We start from the raw sequence: 14,105 nt of genomic DNA, 5'->3' as shown, positions 1-14,105 counted from the left end.
CCATCTCTCACAACGGTTGCATTTGTTGTGCGACCAAAGCTACAGCAGAGGTTGAAGTGTCCTCAGCTGATTCCCGCTTGGGTGTTGGTGTTCTGCCGGTAATTGTGGTGCGCCCGCAATTTCCTCGACGCGGTCCCTTGCGTCTGGCGTTTTTGCGCCGACGGCTATTGACGATTCCGTGGTGATGGTCATTTCGCCGAAACGGATTCCGTCTGTTCTGACGATTCACCCCGTTCTTCCTTTCGTACCGGAGCCCTTCCATGTCCAAGAAGCGCAAGCGCATCAGTCGTCGTCGTCTGGCAGGTCAGCGGGTCTTGGCGCATGTTCCAACCCATCACCTTGAAACCGGTGAGTACAAGCCCGTCACTGCTGCGCGTCGTTACATCGCTGAGGCGGGTTTGGTATCTCCAGCCCTGCTGAACGTTCGCCGGAATGAGCACACCACCGACCGCTTCTTCTGGGGTGAGAAGGGTTTATTTAGTGCGCAATACGCCGAAGAGAATCATTTCCTCTTCCCGTCGTTGCGCACCATCGTTGATTCCATTGGCGAAGACAAGCTCTTTGAAGGCCTTGAGCTTGGCGCTGATGATTGGGAGGAAATGGAGGAGTACGAGTACGCCTTCGTTTGATCAGGCGTTCTTTAGAACACGCTCGATAAACAACACGATCGGCTGCACCATTCCGTCGGGGATGGTGTGGCCGTTTTTGAATGGAAGCGTCTGACATCGATCCGGCTGCAACTGCGAAGTGATCGCTTGCATGGCCTGGAACGGCACCACGGGATCGTCTGAACCATGCATCAGCAACACAGGGGGATGTTGCTGGGGGGGAGCCCAATTGGGGTGTGGATAGCCGCTGCAGCTGATCAGCCCTGCGATGGGCAGGGTGCAGCCGCTGTCCAGAGCCATGGCCCCCCCCTGGGAAAAGCCGAAAAGCACCGTTCGTTCGAGTCCAAGACCTGACGTGCTCAGGCTCTGAAGTTGAGCCTTCAGGCGGTCAACGGCCGTGGGCACGGCGTCCCACTGTGCGGGGAACAAGCCGTACCACTGGCACCCTCCCGGTTGGTCAGGATGGGGTTCAGGGGCCTCCAGGCACACCACATCAAGGGTCGTTGAACACTCGCGCGCCAGGCGATCGCCCAGAGGTTTCAGATCATCTCCATTGGCTCCCCAGCCGTGTAGGAGCACCAGCCGGCCATCCATCGGGCATCAACATCACTGCTGCGTAGGTTGGCTCACGACCCAGTCACGACCATTCGATGGCTCCTGTCGCTCTGTTGAGTGTTTCCGATAAGTCCGGGCTGGTGCCTCTGGCGGAGGCCCTGCATCGGACCCATGGCTATCAGTTGCTCTCCAGTGGAGGCACAGCCAAGGTGCTGGAGCAGGCGGGCCTTCCGGTGACGCGTGTGGCGGATCACACCGGGGCTCCAGAAATTCTTGGCGGTCGTGTGAAAACACTGCACCCAAGGGTGCACGGCGGAATATTGGCCAAGCGGGGTGATGCAGCCCATACGGCTGATCTTGAACACCAGAACATCGCCCCCATCGATGTGGTGGTGGTCAACCTTTACCCCTTCCGAGAAACGGTCGCCCGGCCTGATGTCACCTGGGATCAGGCGATCGAGAACATCGACATCGGTGGCCCCGCCATGGTGCGGGCGGCTGCCAAGAACCATGCCGATGTGGCCGTCCTCACAAGCCCTGATCAATACGACCGTTTGTTGACCGCCATGGCGGAGTCCGGCGGGAGTGTGCCTTCGGATCTGCGTCGCCAATTGGCCCTTGAAGCGTTCCAGCACACCGCGTCTTACGACACTGCAATCAGCCGCTGGATGGTCGAGCAAAGCTCAGTGGAAGACAGCCCCTGGCTGGAAGCTGCCCCTCTGCGCCAGACCCTGCGGTATGGGGAAAATCCCCACCAAAAAGCGCGCTGGTTCAGTCATCCCAAGCAGGGTTGGGGCGGTGCGATTCAGCTGCAGGGCAAGGAGCTGAGCACAAATAACCTTCTGGATCTGGAGGCTGCTCTCGCCACCGTGCGTGAGTTTGGCTATGGGGCCGATGGTGACGCACCGGCTTTGCAACCGGCGGCCGTCGTCGTCAAGCACACCAATCCTTGTGGTGTGGCGATCGGGTCAACGTTGCCTGCCGCATTGACCCGGGCTCTGGATGCTGACCGGGTTAGTGCTTTCGGCGGCATCATTGCCATGAATGGTGTTGTGGAAGCCACGGCGGCCCGTGAAATCACCAGTCTTTTCCTGGAATGTGTGGTGGCACCAGGATTTACGGCCGAAGCGCGGGAGGTGCTTGCGGCCAAGGCGAATCTGCGGCTTTTGGAGCTGTCTCCTCAGGCCATCGACGCAGCTGGTCCCGATCATGTGAGAAGCATTCTTGGTGGGCTCCTGGTTCAGGATTTGGATGACCAGGCGATCACGCCGGCGGACTGGACCGTGGCCAGCCAGCGTCCACCTACACCCCAAGAAAAGCTGGATTTGGAATTTGCGTGGCGCTTGGTGCGTCACGTTCGCTCCAACGCCATCGTGGTAGCTCGGGATGGCCAGAGTCTCGGAGTGGGTGCTGGCCAGATGAATCGGGTGGGATCGGCCCAGATTGCCCTGGAGGCTGCGGGTGATCAGGCCCAGGGGGCGGTGCTGGCCAGTGATGGTTTCTTCCCCTTTGACGACACGGTGCGTCTGGCCGCCAGCCATGGCATCACCGCCGTTATCCATCCCGGTGGGAGCATGCGCGATGGCGATTCGATCAAGGCTTGTGATGAGCTCGGTCTGGCGATGCAGCTCACGGGCCGCCGCCATTTCCTGCACTGATGCTGGTGGGGGGGCGGCGGCCCCCTAGCCTCGCGTCACTGAAGACTCCCCCCTGATGCTCGCCACGCTTCCCTTCAGCCTCAATTTCGCTCACCCTTTAGCGGAGTGGGGCCTGCTCGCTACTGGTGGTTGGGCCCTTTACCTGGGGATCAAGGCCAAGAAAACACGCACTGGTACGCCAGAACAACGCAAAGAGCTGGTGCCGAAAAAGTTTGCCCAGCGCCATTACCTCTGGGGCAGCATCCTCTTAGCGGTGATGACCCTCGGCACGCTGGGTGGCATGGCTGTGACCTATCTGAACAACGGCAAATTGTTCGTTGGACCGCATCTGTTGGTGGGTCTGGCCATGACAGGGATGATCGCTGTTGCCGCGTCGCTCTCACCCCTCATGCAACGGGGCAATCTGATTGCGCGCAAGGCTCATGTGGGACTGAACATGGGCATGCTGACGCTGTTCCTCTGGCAGGCCTTTAGCGGAATGGAGATCGTCAACAAGATCTGGACCAACCGCTGAAGATCCTTCAGAAGGCTGCCCACTGACCGGGTGGGCAGCCCTTTAAATCTATGGCCTGGACAACCCTCCACGTGGAGGGCGAGTTGCACGCCATCTTTTTCTAGGGCCCTGGATTTTTGAATTAAGGCTGAGACAAGCTGCGCTGGGATGTCAGAACAGCGCAAAGAGGTGCTGCCTAAAAAGTTTGGCCAGCGCCATGACCCCTTGGGCAAGCTCCGGCTGGTGCTGATGATGAGAGGGATAGTCGCCATTACCGCGTCGCTGGATCCCTTGATGCACTCATCAAGGTGTTCGTACGAAGGTCGCTGCTGTAGAAGCTGTTTTCCAGAAGGTGGATGTCGGTCGAGGGGCTGAATCAGTAATAGCGTTGAGATGATTCGGCTTTATTCTGGCCACTAACGATAAAAATCCTCTCTCTTGAGTGGTGTTTTTCGTTCGTTGCTTTTGATGTAAAAAAATGCAGTTGCTGCAACGACTGCGAGTGGTACTGAAGTAAACAAAAGAAGCGCAATCGCCGTATAGTCTTGATGCATGGTGCAAGAAATTTTTGATACGCTATTTTCTTGAGCCAAGGATTAATTGTTGTATTTTACTTCGCTTTGATTAAAAAGAAATGTCCTGGATTATCTTTTGATGCAAGTTATGTTTTATTTGTTCTATTGTTTGTGTTCTCCTGAGGGATATGCATATTCGCATCATTTCGAAGGTTCTCTGTGTCAATGTTGAATGCTGCCATTGATTTAATCCAAATCATGAAGGATCTATGAAAAGCTCTTTGAAGGCCATCATGTTCTACATCTTTTATATTTTAATCTGTGGAGGAGCTCTTGCTCAAGCTGTTCGTGAGTCGACCAAGCAGCCGATTGGATTGTTGGTCGCTGCGATGGCGATGACTCCAGTCATTGTTTCTATTTGTGGTGGGCTGCCTGTTGATTTTATGAAAGTAAATTTCAGCAAAGTACGTGATGACTGATCGTCAGTTTTTCGGCTAAATTCTAATTTAGCTTTGGTTTAATTGTGTCATTTATGTCGTTTTCCAGATTATTATATATTGACTTCTTGAGTGATTGCCCTTGACCAGGCCTGTAGGCGGTCATCAGTTTTTTCGGATTCATTGTCTTCGTCAATAGGTAATCCACAAAACATTCCATCGATAACACTTTTGGACTCATCAAAAATATATTGGTCAGTTGATACATGGCCGATCATTCGGCCTCCTGCAGATTTGAATGATTTGTAAAGTTCTTCCATGGCATCGCAGAAATATTTGCTGAATGCAGCTGAGTCTCCCAGGCCTACTATCGCAATGGGTGTGTCTTTTAGCGATAGATGGGGAATGTTGTCAATGTGTTCGTCCCATGATGTGCCTGATCTTTTAATGTCAGAGCCAGTGTTCCAGGTTGGTGTGCAGCAAATTAACGCTTCAGACTCTTCTAGTTCTTTTGTAAAATCTATTCTGTCAAGATCTTTTAATTCTGATCCTGGCAATAATATCCTTAGCCTTTCTGCTATGTCTTCTGTATGGCCGGTTGCTGATGCATAAACGATAGTAAAGCGCATGAAGGAAATTCCAAGTGAATGGATTATGAACAATTTTGAGATGAGATCAAGCACTTATTTGACGCATCGATGTCATGCAAGCTACTGATACGTCTGGTTTTTAAGCCTATTTCTGTTGGTGGGCTCAAGAATATGTATTCATGTGTGATTGATATCAAGCTGGACGCTTGAAGCGCTAATTTGCTTTTCTCTTTTTGTTCGTGTTTGAGGTTATTCATTTGCTTGCGCTCCCATTTCTTTGAATTTTGTTGGCCATCTAAATGATTGTGTTCCGCGACTTTGCCTCTATTAGTTATAACTTATTCCATCAGTCTTGCTGTGGTAATTCTGCTAAAAGATGTGGAGTTTATCTGCACTATTGTGCTGATTTTCGTGGTGGATTTTTCCGATTTGCTGTTTATAGAAATGCTCAGCTCTGTGGTTTTTGGTGATAAATCGGATTGCATTGTCGATGAATCTTGGGCCCTTGGGCTCAAGACGTCGCCGGGGGCCGTTGTTGGACCATCAGTGATGCGTTCCAAATAACTGGTCAGGTATCACCAAGGCCGTTGAACAGCTCTTTGTGAACAACAAACGTGTGGTATAGCACTGTGCCTGATTCGGGTTCGAGTCGTTCTCCGTCTGCGTTGAAGCCGATACTGCACACCAGATTGCCTGTCCAGCTGATTTGATCCGGGCTTTGACTGACAGACCATTTCAGCATTTGCTGAGCCTGTTCAGGCAGTTGCACAGCAATTTTTTCGCAGGCTTTATTGAGACGGTAAAGCGCGGGTGGTTTGGAAGGTAGTGCGAGTGATTTCCTTAGTGAAAGCTCATCGAAGATACCGATGTATCGAATGTGCTCAATGATCTCCAGCTCAGAGGGGTCCAAGCCCGCATTCTCGAGGGCAAGCTCAAAGGCTTCAACATCCAGGTGGGGCCGCTTGATCATGTCGTTTTTCCCTATGATTTCAGTCGTTGAGGTGACGCATTTAGTAAGCAGTACGTTCAATAAGTGCTGCGGCTGAGGAAGGTCATAATGCTGATAATAACGAAATAAAGTGTTGATGTTTCATGTTCGTACTTTTGCGTTTTAACTGTTCCAAAGAGCACGCCCTGAAGTCCAGTGTCCATTCTTGCATCGGATTCTTGGTTTGCAAGGTTGATCAGCAATAAGGCTGGCCTAACGTGCTAAGTGTAAGCGGCAATAATGCTCGAAAGGCTCTGACCTAAGTGTAGTAATTGGAAGGAAATTTCAATGGTTTGACAAGGCCTTTGGCGTTCAAAAGTTTCTTGAATATGGATTAATTTGAAGTCATGGCTCAGGTCAATCGTGCGGATCGTAAGCTAACGCTTATTCGCTTGAATTTAAAGTGGTATCAGCCATGTCTCATGCCTTCGCATGTATGGCGTAAGTTGATGTCCATGATTTCTGTGATCTTTCCTTTTTGGTAAGTTTTGCGCATGCCTGGACTTCAGCGGGTGCTTTCTCAGTTGCTGATTCTGCGTAATAAATCTGGTTGCCGTTGCATTTCTGTTTTAACTTTGTCAAGCATGTGGCTGCTTTTTGTATAAACAACGACCTCTAAATTCTTTACAGCCTGGTGTATTTTCCAGAGGCCAACTTGTATTTCAGAGCGTGCATATGTTACCTGCCATGCGTCTGGGTGAGGTCGGCCGACTTGCTTCACCGTGATCAGGGTCCAAAAAGAGTTGCGGCGCTGCATCGCTTGGTAGCAGTGGCACACCGCGCCATCGGCTTGCTTTGTTCGCTCGAAGCCGATCTCCTGTAATTGATCGCTCCAGTCAGGCATTTTTGAAGGCATGAGCTGTCGACTCCCAACGTGTTCAGTTTGCCAGCTCGTCTGAACGTGGTAGTTAGACTCGGAATCGGCAAACGCTATAAGATTTAATTGCCCCATTCCCTTGCTCAGTTTCTGTTACGACGATCAGTATTCGTTTTTGCCCTATGGCCGATCAAATTGAGGAGATGCTGGGCTCAAAGTCGCTAAATTTTTTGTTTTTTGCCGAAATGGCGAGTGGATTTTACAAGCGAGCAAGGGCTTTTGCTCAGGGTGAAACTGATCTTTGCCTAATATTAATCGGCTGATGTCTGATTCGTCGCAGGTTGATTAATGATGAAAAGCCCGGGGCGCTGCTTGTCGGCGCTGACGATTGGTGGAAGCGATTCAGCTGGTGGTGCTGGTATTCAGGCGGACATCAAAACCTTTCAGCACTTCGATGTTCATGGTGCATCCGTGATCACGTGTGTCACGGCTCAAAACAGTCTTGGTGTCACGCATGTTGAACCCCTCAGTTGTCATTCGGTTGCCCAGCAGATCGAGGCTGTTTTTTCGGATCTCGTTATTCCTGCCTTGAAAACGGGGATGTTGTATTCGCCTGAGCTCGTGGAGGCTGTCGCTGATGCATTGCGATTGTTTGAGGGCTCCACCGTGGTTGATCCGGTGATGGTGTCTCGAGCGGGCTCAAGGCTGTTGAGTGGAGATGCCGTCGCGAAGTATCAACAACTTCTGTTCCCGCTCGCCACGTTGTTGACGCCCAATCTGCACGAGGCTGCTCTTCTCACGGGCCGCGAGATCAATGGCAAGGTCGATGTAGAGCATGCGGCTCAGTGCTTATTGGAGCGTGGTCCCCAGGCCGTGTTGATTAAAGGTGGCGGTTTGCCTGAGTTGGCAGGTCAGGATTTTTTCTGTTCGGGTGATGCTCCTGGCGTCTGGCGAACGCAACCCGCAATTACAACTCCCCACACGCACGGGACGGGGTGCACCCTCAGTGCTGCAATCACGGCTGCGCTCGTTCTTGGTTTACCACTCGCAGATGCCGTGATTCAGGCCAAGATCTATGTCAACCAAGCACTGCTCCAGCCGGTTGCCTTTGGACATGGACCTGGATGTGTTGGCCACAGGATCGAAGCTCTGAGCCAGTGAGCTAAGCCCCATCCCTGCTGCTTTAAAAGGCTGCCCGTTGACGGGGTGGGCAGCTCAGACCATGGCTGGCATGGAAATCTTCTTGGACCTTCCATGTCAGCCGACGCGAAATCTGTCGAACGATCTGTTTCAGCAGATGGTCACCGCTGCTCTGAACCAACTGATCCGGCAACATCGAAATCACTTTGGGTAGCCGGATCCAGACCTTGAGATCAAGGTCCCACTGCACTGAGGTCTGCTCTTGTTCAGGGATCAGTCGCATCCCAGCGCGGAAGTCGACGTCATAGTGATTTCGCAGTGCGAGGGTCTGCGGCACCGTGCGCAGTGTTTCGATCCGGTACATCCCTTCCTGTTGCGGCAGCAGTCTCAGAGCAATCGTTGGCTCCACTTCGAAGCCGAAGTTTCCGAATCGCCCCAGGGTCAGGCTGTAGGACTGCAGGTCGATGGCCTCGACCTGCATTGGACTGGCGCAACGCTCAAACCAGCTTTGGTGGTCATCCAGGTAGCGCGCCACGACTACTTGGGGAGCCAGCATCTGCATCGAATCCTCGAAGTGGCTGCTGTAGCAGCGCACCTGGGGGTCGGCACCGTGAAGCTGATTGTCGGTTTCAGTGGGCGACAAGACAGTCACGGATAGGGAGCTGCCGACGATGGGCGGATTAAAGATGAACCAATGTAAAGCTCCTTGCGATTCAGTTTTCGCTCAATTGCATCAGTTTTTCGATCACCTCTTCCACAGCCCGGTCTGGGGTTGAGGCACCGGAGGTGATTCCCACCTTGACGGGTCCTTCAGGAAGGAAATCGCCTTCACGACAGAGCTCGGCGGAAAGGGGTTTGTGCTCAATCGAATTGCTGCCGACGTCAATGCGCTCGGGCGTGTCGATGTGGAAGGAGCGGATGCCGCGGCTGATGGCGATTTCCTGCAGGTGGGTGGTGTTCGACGAGTTGAAGCCACCGATTACCACCATCAGGTCCAACGGTTCATCCACCAGGGAGAACATGGCGTCCTGACGCTCCTGGGTTGCGTCGCAGATGGTGTTGAAGGCCAGGAAGTGATCGTTGAGCTGGGTGGGGCCGTATTTGCTCAACATCGTTCGCTCGAACAGGCGTCCGATTTCCTCCGTTTCGCTCTTGAGCATCGTGGTCTGGTTGGCCACACCCAGGCGTTCGAGGTCTCTGTCGGGATCGAAACCAGGGGAGCACGCTTTGGCAAAGCGTTCGATGAAGGCATCGCGGTTTCCGTTGCCGAGGATGTAATTGGCGACGTACTGGGCTTCTTCCAGATCCAGCACCACCAGATAGGTACCGGCAAATGAGCTCGTGGCGAGTGTCTCCTCGTGCTTCACCTTGCCGTGAATGATCGAGGTGAAGGTGTGCTTTTTGTGTTTCTCCACGGTGTTCCACACCTTGGAGACCCAGGGACAGGTGGTATCAACGATGTGACAGCCCCGCTCATTCAGCAACTGCATTTCCTGAACGGTGGCGCCAAAGGCCGGAAGGATCACCACATCACCGGAGGTGACACCGGAGAAATCCTTCACCCCTTGTTCAACGGGAATGAATTGGACATTCATCTCTCTCAGATGATCGTTCACAGAGGGGTTGTGAATGATCTCGTTCGTGATCCAGAGACGCTCGCTTGGGTAGTGTCTGCGGGTCTCGTAGGCCATTGCCACGGCACGTTCGACGCCCCAGCAGAAACCGAATGCTTCGGCCAGTCGAACGTCGAGCCGACCGTGTTCAAGCCGATAGCCGTTGTCCCGAATCGTGCCGATCAGACCGCTCTGGTAGGCCTGTTCGAGGCTTTCTGCCACTTCCTCGGCACGCCCGAAGCCTCGCCGGTTGTAACGCTCGGAATGATGGAGGGAGCGCTTGAAGGCGTGGGTGTCCATGGGGTGCGCCGGTGTGGGGTAACTCTATGTGGCCTGAAGCTGCGATACAGGCAGCAAAAAAGCCCGGCCGATCGGCCGGGCTTGAGATCAATAACTGTGCCTGAAAGGAATCAGTTGTTGATGGTGGAGAAACCGGCGTAGGCCTCCATGCCGTGTTCGCCGATGTCCAGGCCTTCGGTCTCCTCCTGTTCGGTGACGCGGATACCACCGAAGAGGGCGCCGATGATCTGCCAAGCGATGTAGCAGGTGACAACAGTCCAGATGGCGTATGCAGCGGTACCCAGAGCCTGGATGCCGAGCTGCTCAACACCACCGCCAACAAGCAGGCCGAGAGGTGAGCCGTCGCCCTGGATGTCATAGCCCCAGAGGCCAATCACGAGTGTGCCCCACACACCGCACACACCGTGCACGGAGAAGGCTCCCACCGGATCGTCAATGCCTGCGGCATCGAGTGCAGCGACGGAGAAGACGACGATGATGCCGCCCACCAGACCTGCCAACCATGAGCCTGACAGGGTCAGGTTGCCGCAACCAGCGGTCACGCTCACCAGGCCGGCCAAGATGCCGTTGATGATCATGGTGAGATCAGGCTTTTTAGAGGTGATCGTGGAGATCACCGTGGCACCGATGGCACCGCCGGCAGCGCCGAGGGTGGTTGTGACGGCCACGTAGGGAACCCACTGGTCCATGGCCAGCTGGGAACCGGGGTTGAAGCCGTACCAGCCGATCCAGAGGATCAGAGCGCCGAGGGTGGCGATGGACATGTTGTGCCCAGGGATGGCCTGCACCTTTCCATCGACGTATTTGCCGATGCGGGGTCCAAGCAGCAGGGCGCCGACCAGGCCTGCCCAGGCACCAACGGAGTGCACGATCGAAGAACCAGCGAAGTCAATGAATTCGACATTGCCCACGCTGTTGAGCCAGCCACCGTTCCACTCCCAGCTGCCAGCAACCGGATAAATGAAGGCAGTGAGGACGAGCGCGAAGATCACGAACTCACCAAACTTGATGCGCTCCGCCACAAGGCCGGAAACGATCGTTGCAGCTGTTCCGGCGAAGGCTGCCTGGAACAGGAAATCAACGGTGGGGACCAGGCCGGCATCGCTGATGGTCTCAGCGGTGACGGTCGGATCGAAGAAGAATCCTGCGAAGTACAGCCAGCCGTCGATGGCGGCATCGCCATACATAAAGGAGTAGCCCACGAACCAGTAGGCGGTCACCGCGAGGGCGAACACGAACAGGTTCTTGGCGAGGATATTGACGGCATTCTTTTGCCGACACATGCCTGCTTCAACCATGGCGAAGCCGGCGTTCATGAAGATCACCAGGATGGTGGCGACCAGAAGCCAGAGGTTGTTGGCCAGAAAAGCTGCGGAGAGTTCAGGTAGCTCTTCGGCTTTGGCAGACAGCGTGAAGATGCCCAGACCCATAAGCGCCAAGGGCGCACAGGCGAGCCAGGTCATGGCGCGGTTGGAGCTGAAGCCACGGATGCTCTTGAGAAGAAGCATCGGGCCTTCCAGGAGGCTTGCCTCTTGGAGTGTTTTGCGCCGCCGTTCTGGAGGCGCGTGGAATGCAGTTGTCATGAACGAGGGTGCAGAGCTGCGAGACACGTCTGGAATGTTCCCAGACGAACCAAACCAAGCTGCCTGGGGGAAGCCCCCTTCTATGTTCGATCTGCTACCAAAAATCAAACTGGTCTAAACGGGCGCACTCCCTGCCAATGCACCGCGTCGGCGGCAAAGCTGAAACAGCACGGCAGAACTTCCACGCCGCTGCCGGTGGATTGGCGAAACAGTTCTCCGTAGCGCGGATCGGCACTGTCCCCGGGGGCAAAGTCGTTCACATCTGGGCGGCTGAGGCAGGGCACGAGCACCGCCCGAGCTTCCGGGAGCACACCCATGAGCTCGATCAGATGCTTTTGGCCCCGCTCGGTCACCGTGTCAGGGAATAGTGCGGTTCTGCCGTCGGTCCAGGTTGTGTTCTTCACCTCGAGGTAAATCAGTCGTTGATCGGGGTTCTGTTCTGCCGGGGTTAGCAGGAGGTCAATCCGGCTGCGCTTGTTTGTTCCGTAGGCCACCTCTCCACGGATTCCCGCAATCGCACCGAGGTGAGTGTCCAGACAACCCGCTTCGATCGTGGCCCGAATCAAGCGGTTGGGGAGGGAGGTATTAATGCCGACCCAGCAGGGTTTTCCCTCTGCACCTGGAACTTCGGCTTGTTCCCAGGTCCAGGCCAGCTTGCGTTTCGGAGAGGGTGCGTGGCGGAGTCGCACCCGTTGGCCAGGGATCAAGACCCCCTTCATTGGACCGGTGTTGGCGCAATGGGCCGTGACGGTCTCACCACTGCTCAGTTCCACATCGGCGAGAAAGCGTTTGTAGCGCTTCAGCAGCACGCCCTCCGTCAGGGGTTCAAAACGCAGCAGGGCATCGCCCGGAGAGGGAAGGCCAGTCATGGCAGCAGCCGAGATCTGCCCATGGTCTCGTGCGGTGCATTCACAATGCGCCCAGTGCTGGGGGCGGAATGGCGCGTTCACTCAAGGGGATCGCACTGGTGGTGACCCTTGGCACCCTGCTGAGCAAGGTGGGTGGCCTCATCCGGCAGCTGGCGATCGCAGCGGCCTTTGGGGTTGGTGCTGCCTATGACGCATACAACTACGCCTATGTGCTGCCTGGATTTCTTCTGATCCTCCTCGGGGGGATCAACGGCCCTTTCCACAGCGCCATGGTGAGTGTTCTCAGCCGGCGCCCCCGGGCTGAAGGGGCTCACATCCTTGCTGCTCTCAACACCAGCGTCAGCGCTCTGCTTTTGCTGGTCACGATCGTTCTGGTGCTGGCGGCGGATCCCCTGATCACCCTGGTGGGGCCGGGTCTGGCACCCGATCTTCACGACATCGCCAGGGTTCAGCTGCAGGTCATGGCACCGATGGCGCTGTTGGCTGGACTGATTGGGCTCGGCTTCGGATCCCTCAACGCCGCAGATGAATTCTGGATTCCGGCGATTTCACCGCTGATGTCCAGCGGGGCCTTGATCCTGGGTGTGGGACTTCTGTGGTGGCAGCTCGGTGCTGACATTGCCTTGCCGTCCGCCGCCATGACCGGAGGTGTGGTGTTGGCATTCGCCACGTTGGTGGGGGCTTTATTGCAGTGGTTGATCCAGCTGCCGGCTTTGATCCAGCAGGGGTTGGCTCGGTTCCAATTGGTCTGGGACTGGCGGCATCCCGGCGTGCGTGAGGTCTGGCGTGTGATGGGGCCCGCGACGCTGTCGTCCGGCATGCTTCAGATCAATGTGTTCACGGATCTGTTTTTCGCCTCTGGAATCGTCGGTGCGGCGGCGGGTCTGGGGTACGCCAATTTGCTGGTGCAAACGCCGCTGGGCCTGATCTCGAATGCACTCCTGGTGCCCTTACTGCCCACCTTCGCCAGGCTCACGGCGCCGGCCGACCGACCGCAGCTGATCGAACGGATCCGGCAGGGGCTCATGCTTTCCACCGCATCGATGATTCCTCTCGGCGGTCTGTTCATCGCCTTGGGTGGTCCCATCGTCGCCCTGGTCTACGAGCGTGGAGCCTTCGATGCGACAGCGGCTCAGCTGGTGACGGGTTTGCTGATGGCCTACGGCCTTGGCATGCCGGCCTACCTCGGTCGGGATGTGCTGGTGCGTGTCTTTTATGCCCTTGGCGATGGGACGACGCCCTTTCGGCTCTCGCTGGCGGGGATCGGTCTGAACGTGGTTTTTGATTGGCTGTTGGTGGGTGGCCCGACCCCTTGGGGGAATCAGTCGCCGTTCAATTTCGGAGCGCCCGGGTTAGTGCTCGCCACGGTCGCTATCAACCTGCTCACCTGTCTTGCCTTGTTGGTTGCTTTGCAGCAACGGATCTCAGGCCTCCCATTGCGGCGCTGGGGGCTTGATCTTTTGCGGCTGGCCATCGCTGGTGTGCTGGCCGCAGGCGCCGCCGGGATTCTGTTGGCCGTGGTGAGCTGGCCTTCAGGAGTCGTGGGCCTGCTTCTGAAGGTGTCTGCACCTGGCCTGCTGGGTCTGCTGCTGTTTGCCTTGATCGGTGCTCAATTCAAGGTGGCGGAGGTGCGTGAGATCACGCAGCTTTTGTTGGGTCGATTCAGGTCTCGCTAAGACGAATATCACGCTCTTCACGCACCTGTATAGGAAGTTCCAACTGTTCGCGACCCACGAGCTGTGGTCCTTGAACAGAAACGATCCGTGCTTCGATCCCGAACTCCTTGAAGGCGGTTTCCAGTTCCTGAATCAGGGCCTTTTCGACCTGGGCCTCTGCATCGACCACCCGTCCAATCAGCCGTTCACCCAGTCGGCCGATGCGCTGGCGAACGACGTCTCTCGAGTTGGTGACTTCAATGATCAGCACACCAACCGCGGCG

The 14,105-nt window shown here is 55.6% G+C and carries 17 protein-coding genes; 7 read left to right on the top strand and 10 right to left on the bottom strand.

Annotated elements, in window-relative coordinates:
- Window positions 1-260: 260 nt before the first annotated feature.
- Window positions 261-629, top strand: coding sequence for a DUF3155 domain-containing protein (locus tag FZZ88_RS02580; RefSeq protein WP_115024930.1), 369 nt, complete (start codon window positions 261-263; stop codon window positions 627-629).
- Here FZZ88_RS02580 and FZZ88_RS02575 read toward each other — a convergent pair whose 3' ends face one another.
- Complete coding sequence (locus tag FZZ88_RS02575) at window positions 630-1,202, bottom strand: alpha/beta hydrolase (protein WP_166015634.1); 573 nt, start codon at window positions 1,200-1,202, stop codon at window positions 630-632.
- Window positions 1,203-1,258: 56 nt separating this feature from the next.
- Here FZZ88_RS02575 and purH point away from each other — a divergent pair, with 56 nt between their 5' ends.
- The 3 genes from purH (at window position 1,259) to FZZ88_RS02560 (ending at window position 4,308) form a co-directional block, all read left to right on the top strand.
- Window positions 1,259-2,821 (top strand): bifunctional phosphoribosylaminoimidazolecarboxamide formyltransferase/IMP cyclohydrolase, encoded by a 1,563-nt coding sequence (purH, locus tag FZZ88_RS02570; RefSeq protein ID WP_166015633.1) that lies wholly within the window; start codon window positions 1,259-1,261, stop codon window positions 2,819-2,821.
- Window positions 2,822-2,876: 55 nt separating this feature from the next.
- The gene (locus FZZ88_RS02565; protein ID WP_166015632.1) at window positions 2,877-3,335 is read left to right on the top strand and encodes a DUF4079 domain-containing protein; all 459 of its coding nucleotides are present in this window, start codon (window positions 2,877-2,879) and stop codon (window positions 3,333-3,335) included.
- A 763-nt stretch (window positions 3,336-4,098) separates the two neighbouring features.
- A complete protein-coding gene (locus tag FZZ88_RS02560) occupies window positions 4,099-4,308 on the top strand; it encodes a hypothetical protein (protein ID WP_166015631.1) in 210 nt (69 codons plus the stop codon).
- Between the two features lie 71 nt (window positions 4,309-4,379).
- Here the strand turns inward: FZZ88_RS02560 and fldA are convergent, their stop codons facing one another.
- From fldA to FZZ88_RS02540, 4 genes are all read right to left on the bottom strand, one after another.
- Window positions 4,380-4,949, bottom strand: coding sequence for a flavodoxin FldA (gene fldA / locus FZZ88_RS02555; protein WP_370519966.1), 570 nt, complete (start codon window positions 4,947-4,949; stop codon window positions 4,380-4,382).
- Window positions 4,950-5,424: 475 nt separating this feature from the next.
- Window positions 5,425-5,886, bottom strand: coding sequence for a hypothetical protein (locus tag FZZ88_RS02550; RefSeq protein ID WP_226423579.1), 462 nt, complete (start codon window positions 5,884-5,886; stop codon window positions 5,425-5,427).
- A complete protein-coding gene (locus tag FZZ88_RS02545; RefSeq protein WP_226426226.1) occupies window positions 5,883-6,047 on the bottom strand; it encodes a hypothetical protein in 165 nt (54 codons plus the stop codon). The genes FZZ88_RS02550 and FZZ88_RS02545 overlap by 4 nt, the downstream gene beginning before the upstream one ends.
- A gap of 317 nt (window positions 6,048-6,364) precedes the next feature.
- Complete coding sequence (locus FZZ88_RS02540) at window positions 6,365-6,688, bottom strand: hypothetical protein (RefSeq protein ID WP_166015630.1); 324 nt, start codon at window positions 6,686-6,688, stop codon at window positions 6,365-6,367.
- Window positions 6,689-6,843: 155 nt separating this feature from the next.
- On the opposite strand from FZZ88_RS02540, the gene FZZ88_RS02535 reads away from it, so the two are divergent.
- The gene (locus FZZ88_RS02535; protein WP_230332802.1) at window positions 6,844-6,984 is read left to right on the top strand and encodes a hypothetical protein; all 141 of its coding nucleotides are present in this window, start codon (window positions 6,844-6,846) and stop codon (window positions 6,982-6,984) included.
- A gap of 28 nt (window positions 6,985-7,012) precedes the next feature.
- On the top strand, window positions 7,013-7,822 hold the full coding sequence (gene thiD / locus FZZ88_RS02530) for a bifunctional hydroxymethylpyrimidine kinase/phosphomethylpyrimidine kinase (protein WP_226423578.1): 810 nt from the start codon (window positions 7,013-7,015) through the stop codon (window positions 7,820-7,822).
- A 22-nt stretch (window positions 7,823-7,844) separates the two neighbouring features.
- Here the strand turns inward: thiD and FZZ88_RS02525 are convergent, their stop codons facing one another.
- The 4 genes from FZZ88_RS02525 to sfsA all read right to left on the bottom strand — a co-directional run bounded on the left by FZZ88_RS02525 (window position 7,845) and on the right by sfsA (window position 12,166).
- Entirely contained in the window at window positions 7,845-8,453 is a 609-nt protein-coding gene (locus FZZ88_RS02525) for a DUF1997 domain-containing protein (RefSeq protein ID WP_166015628.1), read from the bottom strand.
- A gap of 61 nt (window positions 8,454-8,514) precedes the next feature.
- Window positions 8,515-9,714, bottom strand: a complete 1,200-nt coding sequence (locus FZZ88_RS02520; protein ID WP_115024940.1) for a 4-hydroxy-3-methylbut-2-enyl diphosphate reductase — start codon at window positions 9,712-9,714, stop codon at window positions 8,515-8,517.
- A 110-nt stretch (window positions 9,715-9,824) separates the two neighbouring features.
- The gene (locus FZZ88_RS02515) at window positions 9,825-11,297 is read right to left on the bottom strand and encodes an ammonium transporter (RefSeq protein ID WP_166015627.1); all 1,473 of its coding nucleotides are present in this window, start codon (window positions 11,295-11,297) and stop codon (window positions 9,825-9,827) included.
- A gap of 104 nt (window positions 11,298-11,401) precedes the next feature.
- On the bottom strand, window positions 11,402-12,166 hold the full coding sequence (sfsA, locus tag FZZ88_RS02510; protein WP_166015626.1) for a DNA/RNA nuclease SfsA: 765 nt from the start codon (window positions 12,164-12,166) through the stop codon (window positions 11,402-11,404).
- A 68-nt stretch (window positions 12,167-12,234) separates the two neighbouring features.
- Here sfsA and murJ point away from each other — a divergent pair, with 68 nt between their 5' ends.
- Window positions 12,235-13,842, top strand: a complete 1,608-nt coding sequence (gene murJ / locus FZZ88_RS02505; RefSeq protein ID WP_166015625.1) for a murein biosynthesis integral membrane protein MurJ — start codon at window positions 12,235-12,237, stop codon at window positions 13,840-13,842.
- On the opposite strand, the gene FZZ88_RS02500 is transcribed toward murJ, so the two are convergent.
- Window positions 13,829-14,092, bottom strand: coding sequence for a cytochrome-c oxidase (locus FZZ88_RS02500; protein ID WP_115024943.1), 264 nt, complete (start codon window positions 14,090-14,092; stop codon window positions 13,829-13,831). The genes murJ and FZZ88_RS02500 overlap by 14 nt on opposite strands.
- Window positions 14,093-14,105 lie beyond the last annotated feature (13 nt).

The organism is Synechococcus sp. PH41509, from assembly GCF_020514285.1.
GTDB lineage: Bacteria > Cyanobacteriota > Cyanobacteriia > PCC-6307 > Cyanobiaceae > Parasynechococcus.
The sequence above is the reverse complement of the archived record's forward strand: the minus strand, read 5'-3'. Positions and strand labels throughout refer to the sequence as shown.

Bases quoted from the DNA above. Each gene is read 5' to 3' on its own strand.
- FZZ88_RS02515 (WP_166015627.1), bottom strand. From the start codon at position 11,297: ATGACAACTGCATTCCACGCGCCTCCAGAACGGCGGCGCAAAACACTC.
- FZZ88_RS02560 (WP_166015631.1), top strand. From the start codon at position 4,099: ATGAAAAGCTCTTTGAAGGCCATCATGTTCTACATCTTTTATATTTTA.
- thiD (WP_226423578.1), top strand. From the start codon at position 7,013: ATGAAAAGCCCGGGGCGCTGCTTGTCGGCGCTGACGATTGGTGGAAGC.
- sfsA (WP_166015626.1), bottom strand. From the start codon at position 12,166: ATGACTGGCCTTCCCTCTCCGGGCGATGCCCTGCTGCGTTTTGAACCC.
- purH (WP_166015633.1), top strand. From the start codon at position 1,259: ATGGCTCCTGTCGCTCTGTTGAGTGTTTCCGATAAGTCCGGGCTGGTG.
- FZZ88_RS02565 (WP_166015632.1), top strand. From the start codon at position 2,877: ATGCTCGCCACGCTTCCCTTCAGCCTCAATTTCGCTCACCCTTTAGCG.
- FZZ88_RS02575 (WP_166015634.1), bottom strand. From the start codon at position 1,202: ATGGATGGCCGGCTGGTGCTCCTACACGGCTGGGGAGCCAATGGAGAT.
- FZZ88_RS02535 (WP_230332802.1), top strand. From the start codon at position 6,844: ATGGCCGATCAAATTGAGGAGATGCTGGGCTCAAAGTCGCTAAATTTT.
- FZZ88_RS02580 (WP_115024930.1), top strand. From the start codon at position 261: ATGTCCAAGAAGCGCAAGCGCATCAGTCGTCGTCGTCTGGCAGGTCAG.
- FZZ88_RS02540 (WP_166015630.1), bottom strand. From the start codon at position 6,688: ATGCCTGACTGGAGCGATCAATTACAGGAGATCGGCTTCGAGCGAACA.
- murJ (WP_166015625.1), top strand. From the start codon at position 12,235: ATGGCGCGTTCACTCAAGGGGATCGCACTGGTGGTGACCCTTGGCACC.
- FZZ88_RS02520 (WP_115024940.1), bottom strand. From the start codon at position 9,714: ATGGACACCCACGCCTTCAAGCGCTCCCTCCATCATTCCGAGCGTTAC.